The organism is Pseudomonas reactans (assembly GCF_013385825.1).
Taxonomy (GTDB): Bacteria; Pseudomonadota; Gammaproteobacteria; order Pseudomonadales; family Pseudomonadaceae; genus Aquipseudomonas; species Aquipseudomonas reactans.
The window spans coordinates 215,564-236,221 of the sequence record NZ_JACAPG010000003.1 but is presented as its reverse complement, the minus strand read 5'-3'; the positions used below and the strand labels follow the sequence as shown (position 1 = coordinate 236,221).

Genomic DNA, 20,658 nt, shown 5'->3' with positions numbered 1-20,658 from the left:
GCTGGGCTGCGAAGCAGCCCCATAAAGTTCACCGCAGCGTGTCAGGTAAACCGCGGCGTTGGGTTTTGGGGGCCGCTTCGCAGCCCAACGCAGGGCAAGCCTGCTCGCCACAGGAAATTGCCTCAATGATCCCTTTCACACCACATCCACACCGACATGAATGGCATCATGCCGCCAGAACTCCAGGTCGCAATCGATCAACCGCTGGTGCTGGTCATAATTGACCCGGGCGATCCGCAAGCCCGGGCTGCCCACCGACACGCGCAACGCGGCGGCGGCTTCCACCGGCAGTGACGTCGGCACGATTTCAAAGCGCACGCGCCCGTAGTGCAGATCGTATTTGCGCGCATACAGCTCAGTCATCGACTGATTCAAATCACACGCCAGGATCCCGGGAAAATACTGCGGGTTCAGGTAGTGCTCCACATACAGCACCAAGCGCCCATCGATCCGCCGGCCCCGGCAGATCTGGATCACACTGGACAGCGCCGGCAACTGCAACCACGCACACACCGCCGCCGACGCCGGCTGCAAGCGCGCCGAAATCACTTCGGTGGACGCCACGCGCCCCTGGTCGCTGACCATGGCGTGAAAGTGGCTGCGCTGCATCAGGTTGTAGGCCAGCCGTGGCGGCGAGACAAACCAGCCGCGCCGCTCCTCGCGATAGATCTGGCCTTGGGCTTCCAGTTGTAACAAGGCTTCCCGCACGGTAATCCGGGTGGTACCAAACAACTCGCTGAGCTTGCGCTCGGCGGGCAGTTTGCTGGCAGGCGGCAACAAGCCGTGGTCGATCTGCTCTTGCAGCGCCAGGCCAATGGATGTCACCGCCTTGATTGCCTCATCACGCATCAACGTTACCTATCTGGACTAGACCAGCACCGATCCGGTGCACAAACCGCTGCGTAAACCGGCCAGCACTCAAGCTTGCCAGCCTAGTCATTACAGATGACCGACAGATGACAGTCCGTATCCATCGCCCTTAGCACACCCTGCAATACATCGGCCAAGTCCAATCAATGCGGGCACTTGGGCATGGTCTACGCTAACTCTGCGACAAGCGACATCCGCGATTTAAAAACGACATCGACATGAAACTGTCATCCATCGAGCCTAGATTGGCTCAGGTATTGCTGACCTAGACCAACACCACTGCAATCGTTCATAAAAAACGCAGCGTTGAACACGCCCAAAGGAGCTTCGGATGAAACAGCTTTTCCTGGCATCACTGTTAGGCTCGACCATTGCCATGTGCACCGCCGCCATGGCCGCTGATACCGATCTAAAAACCCTGGAAGCTGCCGCAAAGGCAGAAGGCGCTGTCAACAGCGTCGGCATGCCCGATGACTGGGCCAACTGGAAAGGCACCTGGGAAGACCTGGCCAAGACCTACGGCCTCAAGCACATCGACACCGACATGAGCTCGGCCCAGGAAATCGCCAAGTTCAAGGCTGAGAAAGACAACGCCAGCGCCGACATCGGCGACGTGGGCGCAGCGTTCGGTCCGATCGCGGTGAAGCAGGAAGTCACCCAACCGTACAAACCGTCCACCTGGGCCCAGGTTCCGGATTGGGCTAAAGACAAAGACGGTCACTGGGCCTTGGCCTACACCGGCACCATCGCGTTTATCGTCAACAAGAAACTGCTGCATGGCTCTGAAGTGCCGACCAGCTGGGCTGACCTGCAAAACGGCAAGTACAAAGTCTCCATCGGTGACGTGAGCACCGCGGCGCAAGCGGCCAACGGTGTACTGGCAGCGGCCATCGCCAATAAAGGCGACGAAAAGAACATCGCCCCCGGCCTGCAGTTTTTCACCAAGATCGCCCAGCAAGGCCGCCTCTCGCTGTCCAACCCGACCATCGCCACCATGGAAAAAGGTGAAGTCGAAGTGGGCGTGGTCTGGGACTTCAACGGCCTGAGCTACAAGGCCAAGATGGCCAACCCGGATGACTACGTGGTGCTGATCCCATCGGACGGCTCGGTAAAATCCGGCTACACCACCATCATCAACAAATACGCCAAGCACCCGAACGCCGCCAAGCTGACCCGCGAATACATCTTCAGCGACGCTGGCCAGCTCAACCTGGCGAAAGGCAATGCGCGTCCGATCCGCGCTGAAACCGACCTGAAACTGCCGGCCGACATCGCCAAGAACCTGATCCCGGGCGAGCAGTACACCAAGGCCAACCCGCAGCCGATCAAGGATGCGGATGCCTGGGAAGCCACGTCCAAGAAGCTGCCTCAGTTGTGGAATGAGCAGGTCATCGTAGAGATGAAGTAATCGAAGCAAACCTCTGTAGGAGCCGGCTTGCCGGCGATGGCGGCATATCAACCAACATCAATGTTGAATGTTCGCCCGCTATCGCCGGCAAGCCGGCTCCTACAGGTCCGGTTTCAACCTGACCCAAACCCATCTGTTGCGGAGCCCCCATGAAGCACACTGTCATCCTTGTCGTGCTCGACGGCCTGAACTTCGAGGTTGCGAGACACGCCATGGGGCACTTGCAGGCCTACGTCGGCGCAGGACGCGCAGCCCTCTACAAACTGGAATGTGAACTGCCCGCCCTGTCCCGCCCGCTGTATGAATGCATCCTCACCGGCGTGCCTCCGATCCAGAGCGGCATCGTGCACAACAACGTCTCGCGCCTGTCCAACCAGCGCAGCATTTTCCATTACGCCACCGACGCCGGGCTGACCACGGCAGCGGCGGCTTACCATTGGGTCAGCGAGTTGTACAACCGTACGCCCTTCCTCGCCGCCCGCGACCGTCATACCGACGACACGTCACTGGCGATCCAGCACGGGCATTTCTACTGGAATGACCATTACCCGGATTCCCACCTGTTTGCCGACGCCGAGAGCCTGCGCCTCAAACACGCGCCGGACTTCCTGGTGGTGCACCCGATGAACATCGACGACGCCGGCCACAAGCACGGCCTCGACACCCCGCAATACCGCAACAGCGCACGCTCGGCCGACATCATCCTGGCCGATTACCTGCAAGCCTGGCTCGACGCCGGTTACCAAGTGCTGGTGACCGCCGACCACGGCATGAACAACGACCGTTCCCATAACGGCCTGTTGCCGGAAGAGCGCGAAGTGCCGTTGTTCGTTCTCGGCAATGCCTTCAGCCTCGACCCCAACGCTACACCGAAACAGACCGACCTCTGCGGTACCGTCTGCGAGTTGCTCGGCGTGCCTCATGACAAACCTGTGTGCCGGGAGCTGTTGAAATGATCCGTGGCAAATGGCTGGCGCTGCTGTGCCTGGTTCCCTTCGCGCTGTTCTTTACCGTGTTCGAAATCGCCCCATTGGTATGGGTGCTGATCAACAGCCTGCAAACCGAAGAGGCCGGTTGGGGCGTGGAAAACTTCGTGCGCATCTTCAGCTCGAAGTTCTACCTGCAAGCCATCCAGTTCAGTTTGGAGATCAGCTTCTACTCCAGCATCTTCGGCATCATCATCGCCACGCTGGGCAGCTACTCGTTGCGCCGGGTGGATTCGCCGCTGCGCAATTTCGTCACCGCCTTTGCCAACATGACCAGCAACTTTTCCGGTGTGCCCTTGGCCTTCGCGTTCATCATTTTGCTGGGCTTCAACGGCAGCATTACGATCATGCTCAAGCAGGCAGGGATCATTCAGGACTTCAACCTGTATTCGAAGACCGGCTTGATCATCCTCTATACCTACTTCCAGATTCCCCTGGGTGTGTTGCTGCTGTACCCGGCCTTCGATGCGTTGCGCGAAGACTGGCGTGAGTCGGCCGCCTTGCTCGGCGCGAATGGCTGGCAGTTCTGGCGGCATATCGGCCTGCCCGTGCTCACCCCGGCGCTGCTCGGTACGTTCGTGATTCTGTTGGCCAACGCCTTGGGCGCCTATGCCACGGTGTACGCCTTGACCACCGGCAACTTCAACGTGCTGCCGATCCGTATCGCCGGGCTGGTCTCCGGTGATGTGTCCCTCGACCCGAACATGGCCAGCGCCCTGGCCGTGGTGCTGGTGGCGCTGATGACCGTGGTCACCGTGGTCCATCAACTGCTGCTCAAGAGGAGCTACCATGTCTCGCGCTGAAGCCGGCCCGGCCTCCCTCTACCATCGGGTGGTGGTGTGGCTGCTGTTTGCCATCCTGGTGCTGCCGTTGGTGGGCACCTTCGTCTACTCCATTGCCAGCAGTTGGTCAGCAACCATCCTGCCCGCCGGCTTCACGGTGAAATGGTACGTTCAGCTGTGGAGCGACCCGCGCTTCCTGATGGCCTTCGGGCAATCGTTGCTGGTGTGCGTCGGCGCGCTGATCCTGTCGGTGGTACTGATTTTGCCGCTGCTGTTTGTGGTGCATTACCACTTCCCCAAGCTCGATGCGCTGATGAACATCCTGATCCTGCTGCCCTTCGCGGTACCACCGGTGGTGTCGTCGGTGGGCCTGCTGCAACTGTATGGCTCCGGGCCGATGGCGATGGTGGGCACGCCGTGGATTTTGATCGGTTGCTACTTCACGGTGGCACTGCCGTTCATGTACCGGGCGATCACCAACAACCTGCAGGCGATCAATCTGCGCGACCTGATGGACGCGTCACAACTGCTCGGCGCCAGCACCTGGCAGGCGGCGATCCTGGTGGTACTGCCGAACCTGCGCAAAGGCTTGATGGTGGCGTTGCTGCTGTCGTTCTCGTTCCTGTTCGGTGAGTTCGTGTTCGCCAATATCCTGGTGGGTACCCGCTACGAAACATTACAGGTGTATCTGAACAACATGCGCAACAGCAGCGGCCACTTCACCAGTGCCGTCGTGATTTCCTATTTCTTCTTTGTGCTGGTGCTGACCTGGGCCGCCAACATCTTGAACAAGGACAAAAGCCAATGAGCTTCGTCAGCGTCCAACACCTGCAAAAAGGCTACGCCGGCACCCCGGTGTTCAGTGATATCAACTGCGAGATCGCCAAGGGTGAGTTCGTCACCCTGCTCGGCCCGTCCGGTTGCGGCAAATCCACACTGCTGCGCTGCATCGCCGGGCTGACCTCGGTGGACAGTGGGAAAATCCTGCTGGATGGGCAGGACATCGTCCCATTGAGCCCGCAGAAACGTCACATCGGCATGGTGTTCCAGAGCTATGCACTGTTCCCCAACATGACCGTGGAGCAGAACGTCGCCTTCGGCCTGCGCATGCAGAAGGTCAATGCCGACGACAGCCACAAGCGCGTGCAGGAAGTGCTGCAACTGGTGGAACTCAAGGACCTCGCCGGCCGTTACCCGCACCAGATGTCCGGCGGCCAGTGCCAGCGCGTGGCCCTCGCCCGCTCCCTGGTCACCCGCCCACGTTTGTTGTTGCTGGATGAGCCGCTGTCGGCGCTGGATGCACGGATTCGCAAGCACCTGCGCGAGCAGATCCGCCAGATCCAGCGCGAACTGGGGCTGACCACCATCTTCGTGACCCATGACCAGGAAGAAGCCCTGACCATGTCCGACCGGATCTTCCTGATGAACCAGGGCAAGATCGTGCAGAGCGGCGATGCCGAGACCCTCTATACCGCGCCTGTCGATGTGTTCGCCGCCGGTTTTATCGGCAACTACAACCTGCTGGACGCCGACAAGGCCACCCAGTTGCTGCAACGCCCGATCAACAGCCGCATCGCCATTCGCCCGGAGGCCATCGAACTGAGCCGCGACGGCGAACTAAACGCCCTGGTGCGCAGCCACAGCCTGTTGGGCAACGTGATTCGCTACCGCATCGAAGCGCGCGGCGTGGAGCTGGTGGTGGATGTGCTCAACCGTTCGGCTGACGATCTGTACCCCGAGGGACAACGCCTGGCACTTTCCATCGACCCAAGCGCCCTGTGTGAAGTAGCCTGATGCAACGATTGATTGAGAGAGCGTGACCGATGGCATTGGTAATTTTTGATCTGGACGACACCCTCATCCACGGTGACTGCGCCACCCTGTGGAGCGAGCAGATGGGCCGCCTGGGCTGGGTCGACCCTGCGTCGTTCATGCGCAAGAACCACGAACTGATGGACGCCTACAGCCAGGGCAAACTGAAGATGGAAGATTTCATGGACTTCAGCCTGGAGCCGATGATCGGCCGCACGCCGGAAGAAATCGAGCACTTGGTGGAGCCGTGGGTCGAGGACGTGATCGAGCCGCTGATCTACGGCGATGCCACCAAGACCATCGCCCGTCACCGCGCGAATGGCGATCGGATTCTGGTGATCTCGGCGTCGGGCACGCACCTGGTCACGCCAATTGCGGCGCGGATCGGCATTGATGAGGTGTTGGGGATCGACCTTGAAGTCAGCAATGGTGTTTATAGCGGGCGTACGGTCGGTGTACTGACTTATCGCGAGGGCAAGATCACGCGGCTGATGGAATGGTTGGAGCAGGAAGGTGAAACGCTGGAAGGCGCGTATTTCTATTCGGATTCGCGCAATGATTTGCCGTTGCTGTTGAAGGTGGATCATCCGCAGGTGGTGAACCCGGACCCGGTATTGCGCGAGCACGCCGAAAAAGCTGGCTGGCCTATCCACGATTGGACCTGACACACCACTCCCTGTAGGAGCCGGCTTGCCGGCGATGGCGGTGTGTCAGATGAAACATTCTTCATCGATACACCGCCATCGCCGGCAAGCCGGCTCCTACAGTTTTGATCGCGTTGCAATTCAGGCCAAGGATTCGTCGATCACCAACACCAACTTCCCGGAAATCTGGTTACTCGCCAGCTCGGCAAACGCCGCCTCGGCATCCTGTATCGCAAAGGTCTTGGCCAGTTGCGGGCTCAGCCGCCCTTCAACAAACAACGGCCACACATGCTGGCTCAAGTCACTGAACAGGTCGGCCTTGAACTGATCACTGCGGCTGCGCAGGGTCGAGCCCAGTAGCTGAATACGCTTGCCCAGTACCTGCGCCAAGTCCAACTGCGCCTCGCGGCCACCCATCAAGCCGATCAATACCCAGCGCCCATCCAGGGCCAGTAGCTTCAGGTCCAGCGCGGCATAGCTGCCGCCCACCGGGTCGAGAATCACATCGAACGGCCCGAAATCCCGCAGCCCTTCAATACCATCGGTGCGCACCACGCCGCTCTGGGCGCCGAGTTCTTCGCAATAGGCCAGGCGCTCCGCCGAGCCGACGCTGACCCAGCACGGGCTGCCGAACGCCTTGCACAGCTGGATCGCCGCCGAGCCCACACCACTGGCGCCGGCATGCAGCAACACCTTTTCGCCAGGCCTGAGACCGGCCAGTTGGAACAGATTGAGCCACGCGGTGCTGTACACCTCAGGCAATGCCGCCGCTTCGACCAGCGACAAACCTTCTGGCACCGGCAACACATGACGCGCATCCACCACCACTTCTTCAGCCATGCCACCGCCGGCCAACAGCGCGCAGACACGGTCGCCCACCTGCCAGGATGAGCCCGACCCCACTTCGCTGATCACCCCGGAACACTCCAGGCCAAGCACCTGGCTCGCGCCCGGCGGCGGCGGATAAAGCCCGGCGCGCTGTAATAAATCGGCGCGATTGAGGCCCGCTGCCGCTACGCGAATGCGAACTTGCCCTACATCGCAGGTAGGACTGGGTTCTTCCAACCACTCCACATGACCGTCAACGCCTTGCAATGCTTTCACAGTGCCTCCATAGTGAGTCTGGACTGAGCCCGTAGCTGTATCGCCGGGCTTTTTGCATTATGCGACCGGACCATATGGAACCGGCTCCCTCAAAGACGGCCTAATATGCGTTATCAATTGCCCCCGCGTCGAATTAGCATGAAGCATTTGTTCCCCAGCACCGCCCTCGCTCTTTTCATTGGTCTCGGCTTCGCGTCGATGTCGACCAATACGTTCGCAGCCAACAGCTGGGACAACCTTCAGCCGGATCGCGATGAGGTGATTGCCAGCCTTAACGTCGTAGAACTGCTCAAGCGCCATCACTACAGCAAGCCGCCGCTGGACGACGCGCGCTCGGTGATCATCTATGACAGCTACCTCAAGCTGCTGGACCCGTCGCGCAGCTACTTCCTGGCCAGTGATATCGCCGAGTTCGACAAGTGGAAGACGCAGTTCGACGACTTCCTCAAGAGCGGCGACCTGCAACCCGGCTTCACCATCTACAAGCGCTACCTTGACCGCGTCAAAGCGCGTCTGGACTTCGCCCTGGGTGAGCTGGGCAAAGGCGTCGACAAGCTCGACTTCACCCAGAAGGAAAGCCTGCTGGTCGACCGTAAGGACGCGCCTTGGCTGACCAGCACCGCTGCCCTCGATGACCTGTGGCGCAAACGCGTCAAGGACGAGGTGCTGCGCCTGAAGATCGCCGGCAAAGAGCCTAAGGCCATCCAGGAGCTGTTGACCAAGCGCTACAAGAATCAGCTGGCACGTCTGGACCAGACCCGTGCCGAAGATATCTTCCAGGCCTACATCAACACCTTCGCGATGTCCTACGATCCGCACACCAATTATCTGTCGCCAGATAACGCGGAAAACTTTGATATCAACATGAGTCTGTCGCTGGAGGGCATCGGTGCCGTCCTGCAAAGCGACAATGACCAGGTCAAGATCGTGCGCCTGGTGCCGGCAGGTCCGGCAGACAAGACCAAGCAAGTGGCTCCGGCCGACAAGATCATCGGTGTGGCCCAGGCCGACAAAGAAATGGTCGACGTGGTCGGCTGGCGCCTGGACGAAGTGGTCAAGCTGATCCGTGGGCCGAAAGGCAGCGTGGTGCGCCTGGAAGTGATTCCGCACACCAATGCACCGAACGACCAGACCAGCAAGATCGTGTCCATCACCCGCGAAGCGGTGAAGCTCGAAGACCAGGCTGTGCAGAAGAAAGTCCTCAACCTCAAGCAGGATGGCAAGGACTACAAGCTGGGCGTGATTGAAATCCCGGCCTTCTACCTGGACTTCAAGGCGTTCCGTGCTGGCGATCCGGACTACAAGTCCACCACGCGTGACGTGAAGAAAATCCTGACCGAACTGCAGAAGGAAAAAGTCGACGGCGTGGTCATCGACCTGCGCAACAACGGCGGCGGTTCCCTGCAGGAAGCCACTGAGCTGACCAGCCTGTTTATCGACAAGGGTCCGACCGTGTTGGTGCGCAATGCTGACGGCCGTGTGGATGTGCTGGAAGACGAAAACCCGGGCGCCTTCTACAAAGGCCCGATGGCGTTGCTGGTCAACCGCCTCTCGGCCTCGGCTTCGGAGATTTTCGCCGGTGCCATGCAGGACTACCACCGCGCCCTGATCATCGGCGGCCAGACCTTCGGCAAAGGCACCGTGCAGACCATCCAGCCGCTGAACCATGGCGAGCTTAAGCTGACGTTGGCCAAGTTCTACCGGGTTTCCGGGCAGAGCACCCAGCACCAGGGCGTACTGCCGGACATCGATTTCCCGTCGATCATCGACACCAAGGAAATCGGCGAAAGCGCCTTGCCGGAAGCCATGCCGTGGGACACCATCCGCCCGGCGATCAAGCCCGCTTCGGATCCGTTCAAGCCGTTCCTGGCGCAGTTGAAGGCTGACCACGACACCCGCTCCGCCAAGGATGCCGAGTTCGTGTTCATCCGCGACAAGCTGGCCCTGGCCAAGAAGCTGATGGAAGAAAAAACCGTCAGCCTCAATGAAGTAGATCGCCGTGCTCAGCACTCCGACATCGAAAACAAGCAACTTGCACTGGAAAACATCCGCCGCAAGGCCAAGGGTGAAGATCCACTCAAGGAGCTGAAGAAAGAAGACGAAGATGCGTTGCCGACTGAAGCGGATAAAACCAAGCCGGAAGACGACGCCTACCTGGCCGAAACGGGCCGGATCCTGCTGGACTACCTCAAGATCAGCAAACAGGTAGCCAAGCAGTAAATGATGGCGATTTAATGTGAACGCTCCCCGGAGTGTCATCATATAGACATCATTCTGTCGTGAAATGAAGGACCGCAGGTTTCCAGCCTGCGGTCCTTTTTTTTCGATCGAGATCGCCATGACCATGACCGAACAGCTGAATGCATTGGGCGTTATCCTGGCTCAAGGCAGTTTGCACAGCCTGTTCCAACCGATCATCAGCCTGTCTGAACGGCGCATTCTCGGTTATGAAGCCCTCAGTCGCGGGCCGTCCAACAGCCCGCTGCACTCCCCCGTAGCCCTGTTCTCGGTGGCCGGCCAGGCCGGGCGACTGAGCGAATTGGAAATGGTTTGCCGAGAAAGCGCCTGTCGACGCTTCAGTGAACAGAAGTTGCCGGGCAAGCTGTTCCTCAACGTTTCGCCGCAATCTCTGATGGAAACCGCGCACCAGCCAGGGCGTACGCTGCAACTGCTGCATGACTTCGGCATTCCACCCAGCCAGGTGGTGATCGAACTCACCGAGCAAACCCCCACCAACGATATCGACCTGCTGCAAACCGCCCTGCACCACTATCGCAACATGGGGTTCTCAATTGCCCTGGATGACTTGGGCGCCGGTTATTCCAGCCTGCGTCTATGGTCGGAGCTGCGCCCGGATTATGTGAAGATCGACCGACACTTCATCGACGGCATCCATCAGGACGCGCTCAAACGGGAATTTGTCGGCTCCATCCTGCAAATCGCCAAGGCGTCGCGTGCCCAAGTGATTGCCGAAGGGATCGAGCTGCCTGAAGAGTTGGCAGTACTGACGGAGATGGGCGTGGACCTGGTCCAAGGCTACCTGCTCTGCCGTCCGCAGGAGCAGCCACCGCAGGAAGCACGCCTGATGCTGCCCAAGCCCGACAGCGCCAACGTGGCGCTGAACGACGAAGGCAGCGACCTCAGCGCCCTGCTCAACGAACAACCGGCGGTGGACCAGGACACCGCCACCGCCCAGGTGCTGGAAGCGTTTCGGCGCCAGGCCAACCTCAACTCCCTGGCGGTGCTGGACGGGCGCGGGCACCCGATCGGTATCGTCCACCGGCACTCACTGTCGGATGCGCTGCTGAAACCCTTCGCCACCGACCTGTTTGCGCGCAAACCCATCAGCCGCCTGATGAGCACCGACTTTCTGGCGGTAGAACTGAGCCAGTCCCTGCAACAAGTCAGCCGCTTGCTCACCAGCCGCGCGCGACAACGCATCGAAGAAGACTTCATCATCACGCTCAATGGCGATTATCTGGGCCTGGGCCGGGTGATCGATGTGCTCAAGCTGATTACCGAATTGAAGATCCAACAGGCGCGCTATGCCAACCCGCTGACCCTGCTGCCGGGCAACGTACCGATCCAGCAATGCCTGACGCGTCTGCTGCAGCAACAGCGCGAATCGGTGATCTGCTACGTGGATATCGACAGCTTCAAGCCGTTCAACGATATCTACGGCTATGGGCGTGGGGATGAGGTGTTGTTGTGCCTGGCACAGTGCCTGAACGACCGCGTCGACCCGAGCCGCGACTTTGTCGGGCATATCGGTGGCGATGACTTTTTGCTGGTGCTGGGCCCGCAGGATTGGCGCAAACGCCTCAATCAGCTACTGGATGACTTCCACACCCAATGCCGGCGCTTCTACCGCGCCGAACACCTTGAAGCAGGCTGCTTCGTGGCGCTCAACCGCCAGGGCGTGCGCCAGGAGTTTGCGCTGCTGTCACTGTCCATCGGCGTGGTGCATTTGTATCCACAGGCCTGTGGACAACTCGATGCCAGCCAGTTGGCGGAGCTGGCCTCGCAGGCCAAGCACCATGCCAAGGACATGGCCGGCTATAGCATCCACGTGATCGACAGCATGGACGCGCTGCCCCAGGCGCTTTAAGCCTCGGCAGACTCCGGGTATTCGTATTCGAACACCCGCACGACTTCCGATGCATGCCAGGAGGCCGCAGCCACCCCATCGGATGGCCCGCTGAAGCGCCCCAAACGCTCCACACATTCAAAGAAACCGGTACGCGGCAGGCGACTGGCGCCCTGGCTGATCACCAGCGAGCTGCGCAACGGCTGCTCCGCCTTGGCGTCCAGCGCCGCCAGGTGCTCCAGGGCGGCGGCCAGGGTTTGCATGGCCGGTGTAGGGAATTGCAGGCGCTCCAGCAGCGCGCGGTAGGTCAGCAGATGGCGCTGGCGGCGCGCCTGGTCCAGTTCGTTGAGTAACCCATCCCAATGTTGACGGCTGATACGTAGGCTCAAGATTCATCCCTCCAACCTGCAACGCCCAATTCCCAGGCCAGGCTGCGGCGGATCGCGGCATCCGGCTGGCGTTCACCACTTTCAATCAATCCAAGATACGAGGGGCTGATGCCCACGGTGCGGGCCAGGGTCTCGATAGCCAGGCCTTTGGCTTCGCGCAAGCCGCGCAGGGCTGCGAGCGGGCGCAGGTCCTGATCAGGGGCAGCTTGGGCAGTCGATGAGAGAGGAGGTAGCGTTGGTTGTTGCTGACCGGCAGCTTTTAGCAGCGCCTGGTACTGATCCCATGGCAACACCGCGTACTCGGGTTCGCCATCGCGTGAAATTATCTGAATATCCATGACTGCCCCGTAGGATAACTGCACTTACTTAGTAAGCTCTTTCCTTAGGAGTGTAATCCTAACAGCCATAAAGGTCGCAGGGGGATAGTCACGTCATCCGTTTTTTTGCGGGCTTTCCTTGGCCAGCAGCGCGGGCGTCGCAGGCAGGCGCTCAACCACGGCAAGCTTTTCCGGACGCTGGGCCTCACGCCAGGCGCGAAAGGCGCTCAACTCACCGTCGAGGGTCTTCATGACCCATGCCAGCACGGCAATGTCGTCGAGCATGCCGAACATGGGGATAAAGTCCGGGATCGCATCGATTGGGCTCAGGAAATACATCAGCCCCGCCACCACCGAGATCAGCGCCTTGGGACTGATTGCCCGGTACTCGCCGCGCCAGTAGGCCAGGCACAGGGCCTGGAGCAGCTTGAAGTCATCCTTGAGCTTACCCAGACGATTACCCTGGCTGGATCCCTTGGCGGCGACGGCGAACAACAGCGTCGGCAAGCGGCCACGGCCCAGAAGACGTGCGGCCATGGGTAGGAAACGGGTGAAATTGAAGGGTGGTTTCATCGGTCACTCCAGTTCCAGGCGACATAAAAGGTTATCCACACAAATTGTGGATAACCTTGTGAACAGAGCCTATTTTCTGCGCTGGAAGCCACGTATTACAAGGCTTGCAGTCAGATCGGGCGTTTTTTGCGCACTGAAAAAAAACCCAAGATTTCATTGACTTGGCGTTGATGTGCGGCTACCCATACTCGAGTCTTATATCAGACTGTTGCAGGTTGCAGGCGTTCGATCGGATGTTCACGGGCTCGGATTTTGCAACCCCCAGAAACAACAACGCCCCGTCGGGACGGGGCGTTGTATGTTCAGGCGCCTGTTACTTCTTGGCAGCCGGTGCCGCAGGAGCTTCAGCCTTGGCTGGGTCCTTGATGGCCAGCAGTTCCAGGTCGAACACCAGCACGGAGTTGGCTGGGATCGCTGGGCTTGGGCTTTGTGCGCCGTAGGCCAGGTCGGAAGGAATGTACAGCTCGACCTTCTCGCCAACGTGCATCAGTTGCAGGCCTTCGACCCAACCTGGGATCACGCCGCTGACAGGCAGGTCGATCGGGCTACCGCGATCCACGGAGCTGTCAAAGGTGGTGCCGTTGGTGAGTTTGCCGGTGTAGTGCACAGTCACCACGTCAGTCGGCTTAGGCTGGGCGCCGTCGGCTTTCTTGGTGATCTTGTACTGCAGACCGGAAGCGGTGGTGACGACGCCGTCTTTCTTGGCGTTGTCTTCGAGGAATTTCTTGCCGGCGGCTGCCGACTCTTCGCTCATCTTGGTCATGCGTTCTTCAGCACGCTTTTGCAGTGCGGCAAACGCTTCAACCAGCTCGTCGTCTTTGAGCTTCTGCTCTTTTTTGCCGACGGCATCTTCGATGCCTTGGGCTACTGCTTTGGAATCCAGGTCATCCATGCCTTCTTGGGCAAGGCTCTTGCCCATGTTCAGGCCGATGCCGTAGGAAGCTTTCTGCGCCGGGGTTTTCAGCTCTACGCTGGTCTGCGAATCACAACCCGCAAGTACCAGGCTAACCAGGGCCACCGCCGCCGCCAACCGATGCTGTTTCATGCTATTTCCTTGTTCATGCGCCAATAGGGCATTCGAATAAAGTCGCGAGCTTATCAGGCGGCCACGACCAATGGCTACCGGCATGTGAGCAGGAAACTTCTGATAAGTTCACGTGTTTAAAAGCATTTTCATTCATGATGGAGGCCCGCGAAGGATCGCGGGACCGCCCACTACCGGGCTCATGGCCACTTGCCGCACCTGTGGCGTAGTGGCATAACATCGCGACAACTCGACAAGGATAGTTATCTTGCGCATTTTTTCCCGTGTTTTACTCCTGATCTTCACCCTGTTGGGCATCGCCCTGGCCGTGGTGCTCTATTACACCGTCAACCCCAAGCTGCCGGACTACGTGCCCGTGGAGCAGGTGCACTACCAGGACCAATGGAGTGCCGCCGACCGCCAGACCTATTACTTCACGCCCCAGGGCACCCAGGTAAAAGGCCTGCATTACGACTGGTTCACCGCCCTGGAGCTGCCGTTTTCCGAACAGCGTTTCGCAACGCCCGAGTATCTGGCACGCTTCGGCTTCCTGGTGGACCCCAAGCAGGTGCCCACCGCGCAAAACCCCGGCAACCTGCCCGTGGGTTTCGCCCGGCATAAAAACGCCGGCAGCAACGTTGAATACCTGGATATCACCTGCGCCGCCTGCCACACCGGCGAACTGCATTACAAAAATCAGGCCGTGCGTATCGACGGCGGTTCCGCCCAGCACGTGCTGCCCTCCAGCGTGCCAACCTTGCGCGGCGGCAGTTTCGGCCAAGCCCTGGTCGCGAGCCTGGCGTCCACCTATTACAACCCGTGGAAGTTCGAACGTTTTGCCCGCCAGGTGCTGGGGGATCGCTACGACGCCGAGCACAAGCAACTGCGCCAGGACTTCAAGCAGTCGCTGAACCAATTCCTCAAAGTGGCCTGGAACGACACTCACCGTGGCCTCTACCCTACTGAAGAAGGCCCTGGCCGTACGGATGCCTTTGGCCGTATCGCCAACGCCAGCTTTGGCGATGCCATTTCCCCGGATAACTATCGCGTCGCCAACGCGCCGGTGGACTACCCGCAACTGTGGGACATCTGGACCTTCGACTGGGTGCAGTGGAACGGCTCGGCCCAGCAGCCCATGGCGCGCAACATCGGCGAAGCCCTGGGTGTCGGCGCAACCCTGGCGTTTTTCGACGACGCCGGCCAGCCACTCCAAGGCGATGCGCGCTACCCGTCCAGCGTACGCGTGCGCGACCTCAACCTGATTGAAGAAACCCTGCAACGCCTCAAGCCACCGACCTGGCCCGAGGACCTGTTCGGCAGCATCGACAAGCCGCTCGCCGCCCAAGGCCGTGCACTCTTCGCCGAAAACTGCGCCGGCTGCCACGTGCCCAGCATCACCCAGGAAGGCGGCCGCCCGGTGCAACAGTTGAAAATGCTGCCGGTGGACTACATCGGCACCGACCCCGGCACTGCCAGCAACATCGCCGATCAGCGCTACGACCTCAGCGCGTTGCAATGGGACCTGGCGGAATTGGCCAAACTCAACGTCGAACTGCACCCCACGCCGACCGAGCCGCTGGACTTGAAAAAGATGTCCGTGGCCAAGGGCCTCGCGTACGTCACCGCGTTCGTCGAAGAACATGCCTACCGCGCCGCCGGCGTGACCCCGGCCGAGCGTCCGCGCCTGGACGGTTACGGCCTGCCCATCGGCGTGCGTGAGCTGCGTGCTTATAAAGCGCGGCCGTTGGCCGGCGTGTGGGCGACGCCGCCGTTCCTGCATAACGGTTCGGTGCCGACGATCTACCAGTTGCTCTCACCCCAGGACGAGCGCAGCACCACCTTCTATAAAGGCACTTTCAACTACGACCCGCGCCACCTCGGCTTCGAAACCGGTGCGTTCAAGAATGCCTTCCTGTTCGATACCAAAATCACCGGCAACCACAACAGCGGCCACGAATTTCGTGCCGGCAGTCGTGGCAACGGCGTAATCGGCCGCGGCTTGCTGCCGCAGGAACGCTGGGCGCTGCTGGAATACCTCAAAGTGCTGGGCGGCCCGCTGGAGCAACAACTGCCATGATGATTCGATCCCCCTACGACCGACCTTCCCTGCTCGCCCGCCTGTGGCTGCGCATCGGCGCGTTTCTGGGCAAGACCCTGCTGTGGCTGGTGGGCCTCGGCCTGCTCGGCTGGCTGGGCGCCAGCGCGTGGTACGCCTGGCAACACAGCGGCCCGGTGTCGCCGAATGAGCAGATTCCGCCCGGCGAAGCGGCGATGACCCAAGGCATTATCCAGACGGCGGTGCGCATCGTTGACCAGCACCGCGAAGGCACGCGCTACCTGCGCGATGCCCATGCCAAGGCCCATGGTTGTGTGAAGGCCGAGGTCAGCGTGCTGGCCGATCTCGACCCGGCACTGCGCCAGGGTGTGTTTGCCGAGCCGGGCAAGACCTGGCAGGCAATGATGCGACTGTCCAACGGCAACGCATACCCCCAGTTCGACAGCATTCGTGATGCGCGGGGCATGGCGCTCAAGCTGCTGGACGTGCCGGGCAAGCAACTGCTGGCCGACCAGCAGGCGCGCACGGAACAGGACTTCGTGATGTTCAGCCACCCGAACTTCTTTGTCAGCGATGTGGCGGAGTACGCGCAGAACATCGGCGCGCAAGCGGACGGCAAGAAAGTCCTGGCGTTCTTCCCCAAGGCCGACCCACGGACCTGGCAGGTGCGCCATCTGTTTATCGCCCTGGCGACCCTGGCGCCCGCACCGGCCAGCCCGACGCAGACTACGTACTTTTCGGTGTCGCCCTACAAGTTCGGCGCGGCCAACGCCAAGTTCCGCGTCGCGCCCGACCCACAGAGCTGCCCGGAGTATCAACTGCCCAAGCAGAACCAGGACCTGCCGAACTTCCTGCGCGGCGCCTTGAGCCAGCAGCTGTCCACCGACCGCGTGCCTGCGTGTTTCGTGCTGCAGATCCAGCGGCAAAACCCGCAGAAATTCATGCCGATCGAAGACACCAGCATCGAATGGAAGGAAAGCGATGCGCCCTATGAAACCGTGGCCAAGGTGCGCATACCGGCGCAGGATTTCGACACACCCGAGCAGAACCTGGCGTGCGACAACCAGTCGTTCAACCCCTGGTTTGGCGTAGCGGAACATCGCCCTATTGGCGGTATCAACCGCTTGCGCAAGGCGGTGTACGAAGCGGTCAGCGATTACCGCCACAGCCGCAACGCCCCGTAAAGAGTGCGTAACAATGGGCCCGACGGCGTAAGGATTGCGTCGGGTCTATTGAGCCGTTTTCACCCCGCCTCTACCGTGATCACCTACCCCATCACCCGTAGGAAATCACCGTGGAAAGCTCAACCCTCGGCATGATCGTACTGACCCTGATCGCCGTGTTCGGCACCGCGTCTTTTTGCTTCGAACACCTGGCGACACGCCAGACCAAAAAGAAAAAAACCTCCCAGCACTGACCAACGCCAGTCAGTTAAGAAGCAGGAAGGGTAAACGTAACCTGTGGCGAGGGAGCTTGCTCCCGCTGGACTGCGTAGCAGTCCCATTTTTGGAGCCGCTTCGCGGCTCAGCGGGAGCAAGCTCCCTCGCCACAGGTACAGTGCTCGCCCTTATCCGGCGTGTCCTGCCTCTACCGTTCTAGCCTGCAACCATTGACGAAAACTGCGCACCGCCGCCGGCGGGTTGCGGTGGTGCGGCTGCATCAAGTGCAGGCGGCCACGACTGTGCATGCTGTGGGGCAAGGCCATTTGCAGGCGCCCGGAATCGAGGTCGCTGTCCAGCAAGCGCTTCCAGCCCAGGGCAACGCCGTGCCCCATCACCGCCGATTGCATCAACAGTTGATAGCTGTTGGTGCGTAAGGCATGACGCGGCGAGTAGTAATCGGCGCCCGCATCGGCAAACCAGTCGGCCCAGGTCAGCCAATCGTGATGGTGGTCCTCGACGATCAGCAGGGTATGAGCGTGCAACAAGTGATGCAGGTCGCGAATCGGTCCATGACGCTCAAGGTAATCGGGGCTGCACACGGTGATGACCTGTTCGCTGTCAAACACCGGCGACAGCTCAAGGCCATGGGGCGCCGCCAGTTCATCCAAATGGTAGAACAAGCCAAGGTCATATTCGCTGACATCCAGGTGGCTGGGGCTTTCGCTGCACAGGATGCGGATATCCAGGTCCGGATGGTCGCGCTGGAACTGCGGCAACAGACCGGCCAGCCAGATCGAGCTGATGGTGGGCGTGCTGGCCAGGGTCAACTGGCGATCGGCACCGCGCCTGCGCAACTCGGCGGACTCGCGGTCAAGCTCGCGCAATAGGCGTTGGACGGTACGGAAATAACGTACCCCGGCGGGTGTCAGGCTCAACCCTTGGGCCAGCCGATAAAACAGCGGGCGGGCGAGATCTTCTTCGAGGCGTTTGACCTGGCGGCTGACCGCGCTTTGGGTCAAATTCAGTTCATGGGCCGCCTGGGTAAAGCTCAAATGGCGGGCCGCCGCTTCGAAGGTCTGCAAGCAATTGAGGGGAGGAAGATCGACGTTTCGGCGCGACATGAGCAAGTCCATTGGCAATGACGGGCCCAGGTTACCCCAGGCCCGCAGAGATCACGTTGGCGAGCATCCTGCCAGTTGCCTGCTCAGAGTGCGACCCTGGCCACGCGTTTACTCCATTGCCGACGGTGTTCCAACTGGCCATTTTCCCAGGCGGTCTGCTCCGCTTCGATGTAGAACCACTCGGCGTCGGCGTGCACGCTCAAATGGCTTTCCACCTCCACGGCCCACTGGTCGCGGCCGACTCGGTAGTGCCATTCAATGTCAGCCCGCGTCGACAGCGGATCCCAGGGCAAGGTGCGGTATTGCTCGGTGCAACGCTGGTCCACCGACAAGCCGTGGTCGGTAAAACGCACCGAACCCAAGTCATCTTCGATTTTCACGCAGACTTCACCACTGCCGACGTCTTCGATCAAGGTGCGTTTCGGCGCAGCGGCGCGTAGGACCTCCATCGCTACCGGCGTAGCCGACTGCGGCGCTTCGAACGGGCAGTCCACCGCCTCGCCTTTGAATATCGGCAGTTGCAGGCTTTGCAGGGTGGGTAGCAACGTCAGGGTGGTCAATTCACGGCTCGGCCACAGCAGCGGGAAACTCGCCGTGCTGAGCGCCAGACGCAAACGGTAGCCGGCGGGCAGGCGCATGCCGATGTGGTCGAGGTTTAACTGCACGTCCATGGGTTCACCGGGGACTACCGGCGTTACCTGGGAAAAGTCCTCACGCAGTGTGAGATTAAGCACACCGTAGCTGATCTGGGTGACGTGCCCGTCCGGCGCTATCGCATTCAGCCGGGCGACCAATTGACCACAAGAAGTGTCGCTTGCCAGGCGTAACGTGAGACGTGCATCGCCGAGCAACGCCAGCGGCTCGGTCAGCGGCTCGGAGTCGAAGCACAGCGAGTTCGCATCATCACGGCGTTGATCCGTCGGCCCATCGGGGCCAAACCAGATGGCGCAGTACTCGCCCTGATGCAAGCCGGTGGTCAACGGCGAGCAGACACTGCGCGGCGCCGCCAAAGGCTCTGATCCTGCTTTCAGGCCCTGTTCACCGAGGCTGAAATCAGTCCATTGCACCTGCAGATCCGGCCAACCGGAGGTCTGCACCCAGATCCCCGGCCGCTCGGCATAACTGCCCTTCGGCGGCAGAATATCTTGTAAGTAGAAGGTGCAGGCTGCGTCATCCATTACCCCGTTATCGATGCCCTTAAGCCAGTGATCCCACCAGCGTTTAGCCTCTTGTAGGAAGCCGATGGCCGGGTTCGGCACGGCAAAATGCGGGTACTTGTGGATCCACGGCCCGATCATGGCTTTCTTCGGGCCCGGCAGGTTTTGCATCAGGCGCGAAACGGTGTTGCGGTAGGCATCGCCCCAGCCGCCGACGGCATACACGGCCGCCTTGATCTTCGAATAGTCCTCGCACACCGAGCCATGGCGCCAGTAGTCATCGCGGGTCTGGTGTTGCAGCCAGGTTTCCGCCAGCAACGGCATGGCGTCCAGGCGTTGGTGCCAGAGGTCTTTCCAGTCGTCGCCCACCAGCGCAGGATCCGGCACCGCCGCGCTGAAGTTGAGCATGGTGGCGGCCCAGCCAAAGTTCTCCATCAGCAGGTTGCCGCCCTTGTAATGGATGTCGTCGGCGAAACGGTCATCGGTGGAGCACAGGGTAATGATCGCCTTCAATGCCTCGGGCTGGCGCGCCGCGACTTGCAGGCCGTTGAAACCGCCCCAGGAGATGCCCATCATGCCGACATTGCCGTCGCACCAGGGTTGCCGGCACAGCCAGTCGATCACTTCGAGGGCGTCTTCCTGTTCCTGCAGCAGGTATTCATCGGCCATCAGGCCCTGGGATTCACCGTTGCCGCGCATATCGACGCGTACACACACATAGCCCTGCCCTGCCATCCAAGGGTGGGTCAGCGCATCGCGTACGGCGGTGCCATCGCGTTTGCGGTACGGCAGGTATTCGAGGATTGCCGGGAAAGTCTGCAAACCGGCGACTTCCGGCAGCCATATGCGGGCGGCCAGTTGCGTGCCGTCCTTCAAGGGGATCAGGCAGTGCTCGATTTCGCGCACGGTGTAAGCAAATTCAGTGACGATGTCCATCAGTAACTCC

The 20,658-nt window shown here is 60.5% G+C and carries 19 protein-coding genes; 11 read left to right on the top strand and 8 right to left on the bottom strand.

Annotated elements, in window-relative coordinates; translation table 11 throughout:
• Positions 1–135: 135 nt before the first annotated feature.
• A complete protein-coding gene (locus HX868_RS04265; RefSeq protein WP_010211607.1) occupies positions 136–849 on the bottom strand; it encodes a UTRA domain-containing protein in 714 nt (237 codons plus the stop codon).
• Between the two features lie 352 nt (positions 850–1,201).
• Between HX868_RS04265 and HX868_RS04260 the strand changes: the two genes are divergently transcribed.
• The 6 genes from HX868_RS04260 to HX868_RS04235 all read left to right on the top strand — a co-directional run bounded on the left by HX868_RS04260 (position 1,202) and on the right by HX868_RS04235 (position 6,523).
• On the top strand, positions 1,202–2,278 hold the full coding sequence (locus HX868_RS04260) for an ABC transporter substrate-binding protein (RefSeq protein ID WP_038844846.1): 1,077 nt from the start codon (positions 1,202–1,204) through the stop codon (positions 2,276–2,278).
• 149 nt (positions 2,279–2,427) lie between these two features.
• Positions 2,428–3,234: an alkaline phosphatase family protein gene (locus HX868_RS04255; protein ID WP_177002017.1), complete on the top strand. Its 807-nt coding sequence runs from the start codon at positions 2,428–2,430 to the stop codon at positions 3,232–3,234.
• A complete protein-coding gene (locus HX868_RS04250) occupies positions 3,231–4,067 on the top strand; it encodes an ABC transporter permease (protein WP_095015377.1) in 837 nt (278 codons plus the stop codon). Before HX868_RS04255 ends, HX868_RS04250 begins: the two co-directional genes overlap by 4 nt.
• The gene (locus tag HX868_RS04245) at positions 4,054–4,854 is read left to right on the top strand and encodes an ABC transporter permease (RefSeq protein WP_010211611.1); all 801 of its coding nucleotides are present in this window, start codon (positions 4,054–4,056) and stop codon (positions 4,852–4,854) included. The genes HX868_RS04250 and HX868_RS04245 overlap by 14 nt, the downstream gene beginning before the upstream one ends.
• Entirely contained in the window at positions 4,851–5,840 is a 990-nt protein-coding gene (locus HX868_RS04240) for an ABC transporter ATP-binding protein (protein ID WP_177002016.1), read from the top strand. The genes HX868_RS04245 and HX868_RS04240 overlap by 4 nt, the downstream gene beginning before the upstream one ends.
• A 29-nt stretch (positions 5,841–5,869) precedes the next feature.
• Positions 5,870–6,523, top strand: coding sequence for an HAD family hydrolase (locus HX868_RS04235; protein ID WP_177002015.1), 654 nt, complete (start codon positions 5,870–5,872; stop codon positions 6,521–6,523).
• A 120-nt stretch (positions 6,524–6,643) separates the two neighbouring features.
• Here the strand turns inward: HX868_RS04235 and HX868_RS04230 are convergent, their stop codons facing one another.
• Entirely contained in the window at positions 6,644–7,606 is a 963-nt protein-coding gene (locus HX868_RS04230) for a zinc-binding dehydrogenase (RefSeq protein WP_177002014.1), read from the bottom strand.
• A 138-nt stretch (positions 7,607–7,744) separates the two neighbouring features.
• Between HX868_RS04230 and HX868_RS04225 the strand changes: the two genes are divergently transcribed.
• Together HX868_RS04225 and HX868_RS04220 are read left to right on the top strand one after the other, a co-directional pair.
• Positions 7,745–9,826 carry a carboxy terminal-processing peptidase gene (locus tag HX868_RS04225; protein ID WP_177002013.1) on the top strand — a complete coding sequence of 694 codons (2,082 nt, stop codon included), beginning with the start codon at positions 7,745–7,747 and terminating at the stop codon, positions 9,824–9,826.
• Positions 9,827–9,944: 118 nt separating this feature from the next.
• Positions 9,945–11,714 (top strand): bifunctional diguanylate cyclase/phosphodiesterase, encoded by a 1,770-nt coding sequence (locus HX868_RS04220; protein WP_095017567.1) that lies wholly within the window; start codon positions 9,945–9,947, stop codon positions 11,712–11,714.
• Here HX868_RS04220 and HX868_RS04215 read toward each other — a convergent pair.
• The 4 genes from HX868_RS04215 to bamJ all read right to left on the bottom strand — a co-directional run bounded on the left by HX868_RS04215 (position 11,711) and on the right by bamJ (position 14,017).
• Entirely contained in the window at positions 11,711–12,082 is a 372-nt protein-coding gene (locus HX868_RS04215) for a hypothetical protein (RefSeq protein WP_005786715.1), read from the bottom strand. The genes HX868_RS04220 and HX868_RS04215 overlap by 4 nt on opposite strands.
• Positions 12,079–12,420, bottom strand: a complete 342-nt coding sequence (locus HX868_RS04210) for a helix-turn-helix domain-containing protein (protein ID WP_095015371.1) — start codon at positions 12,418–12,420, stop codon at positions 12,079–12,081. The genes HX868_RS04215 and HX868_RS04210 overlap by 4 nt, the downstream gene beginning before the upstream one ends.
• Positions 12,421–12,513: 93 nt before the next feature.
• Positions 12,514–12,972, bottom strand: coding sequence for a YkvA family protein (locus tag HX868_RS04205; RefSeq protein ID WP_177002012.1), 459 nt, complete (start codon positions 12,970–12,972; stop codon positions 12,514–12,516).
• A gap of 313 nt (positions 12,973–13,285) precedes the next feature.
• Positions 13,286–14,017 (bottom strand): BamJ family beta-barrel-assembly machinery protein, encoded by a 732-nt coding sequence (bamJ, locus tag HX868_RS04200; RefSeq protein WP_177002011.1) that lies wholly within the window; start codon positions 14,015–14,017, stop codon positions 13,286–13,288.
• Between the two features lie 247 nt (positions 14,018–14,264).
• Here bamJ and HX868_RS04195 point away from each other — a divergent pair, with 247 nt between their 5' ends.
• The 3 genes from HX868_RS04195 to HX868_RS31015 all read left to right on the top strand — a co-directional run bounded on the left by HX868_RS04195 (position 14,265) and on the right by HX868_RS31015 (position 17,469).
• Complete coding sequence (locus tag HX868_RS04195; protein WP_177002010.1) at positions 14,265–16,073, top strand: di-heme-cytochrome C peroxidase; 1,809 nt, start codon at positions 14,265–14,267, stop codon at positions 16,071–16,073.
• Entirely contained in the window at positions 16,070–17,236 is a 1,167-nt protein-coding gene (locus HX868_RS04190) for a catalase family protein (protein ID WP_177002009.1), read from the top strand. Before HX868_RS04195 ends, HX868_RS04190 begins: the two co-directional genes overlap by 4 nt.
• Before the next feature lie 110 nt (positions 17,237–17,346).
• Positions 17,347–17,469 carry a hypothetical protein gene (locus HX868_RS31015; protein WP_281364973.1) on the top strand — a complete coding sequence of 41 codons (123 nt, stop codon included), beginning with the start codon at positions 17,347–17,349 and terminating at the stop codon, positions 17,467–17,469.
• 150 nt (positions 17,470–17,619) lie between these two features.
• Here HX868_RS31015 and HX868_RS04185 read toward each other — a convergent pair whose 3' ends face one another.
• Complete coding sequence (locus HX868_RS04185; RefSeq protein ID WP_177002008.1) at positions 17,620–18,555, bottom strand: LysR substrate-binding domain-containing protein; 936 nt, start codon at positions 18,553–18,555, stop codon at positions 17,620–17,622.
• An 83-nt stretch (positions 18,556–18,638) separates the two neighbouring features.
• Positions 18,639–20,648, bottom strand: coding sequence for a CocE/NonD family hydrolase (locus HX868_RS04180; RefSeq protein WP_177002007.1), 2,010 nt, complete (start codon positions 20,646–20,648; stop codon positions 18,639–18,641).
• Between the last annotated feature and the right edge of the window lie 10 nt (positions 20,649–20,658).

Bases quoted from the DNA above. Each gene is read 5' to 3' on its own strand.
- HX868_RS04180 (WP_177002007.1), bottom strand. From the start codon at position 20,648: ATGGACATCGTCACTGAATTTGCTTACACCGTGCGCGAAATCGAGCAC.
- HX868_RS04235 (WP_177002015.1), top strand. From the start codon at position 5,870: ATGGCATTGGTAATTTTTGATCTGGACGACACCCTCATCCACGGTGAC.
- HX868_RS04260 (WP_038844846.1), top strand. From the start codon at position 1,202: ATGAAACAGCTTTTCCTGGCATCACTGTTAGGCTCGACCATTGCCATG.
- HX868_RS04225 (WP_177002013.1), top strand. From the start codon at position 7,745: ATGAAGCATTTGTTCCCCAGCACCGCCCTCGCTCTTTTCATTGGTCTC.
- HX868_RS04220 (WP_095017567.1), top strand. From the start codon at position 9,945: ATGACCATGACCGAACAGCTGAATGCATTGGGCGTTATCCTGGCTCAA.
- HX868_RS04240 (WP_177002016.1), top strand. From the start codon at position 4,851: ATGAGCTTCGTCAGCGTCCAACACCTGCAAAAAGGCTACGCCGGCACC.
- bamJ (WP_177002011.1), bottom strand. From the start codon at position 14,017: ATGAAACAGCATCGGTTGGCGGCGGCGGTGGCCCTGGTTAGCCTGGTA.
- HX868_RS04210 (WP_095015371.1), bottom strand. From the start codon at position 12,420: ATGGATATTCAGATAATTTCACGCGATGGCGAACCCGAGTACGCGGTG.
- HX868_RS04185 (WP_177002008.1), bottom strand. From the start codon at position 18,555: ATGTCGCGCCGAAACGTCGATCTTCCTCCCCTCAATTGCTTGCAGACC.
- HX868_RS04255 (WP_177002017.1), top strand. From the start codon at position 2,428: ATGAAGCACACTGTCATCCTTGTCGTGCTCGACGGCCTGAACTTCGAG.
- HX868_RS04265 (WP_010211607.1), bottom strand. From the start codon at position 849: ATGCGTGATGAGGCAATCAAGGCGGTGACATCCATTGGCCTGGCGCTG.
- HX868_RS04250 (WP_095015377.1), top strand. From the start codon at position 3,231: ATGATCCGTGGCAAATGGCTGGCGCTGCTGTGCCTGGTTCCCTTCGCG.
- HX868_RS04245 (WP_010211611.1), top strand. From the start codon at position 4,054: ATGTCTCGCGCTGAAGCCGGCCCGGCCTCCCTCTACCATCGGGTGGTG.
- HX868_RS04205 (WP_177002012.1), bottom strand. From the start codon at position 12,972: ATGAAACCACCCTTCAATTTCACCCGTTTCCTACCCATGGCCGCACGT.
- HX868_RS04190 (WP_177002009.1), top strand. From the start codon at position 16,070: ATGATGATTCGATCCCCCTACGACCGACCTTCCCTGCTCGCCCGCCTG.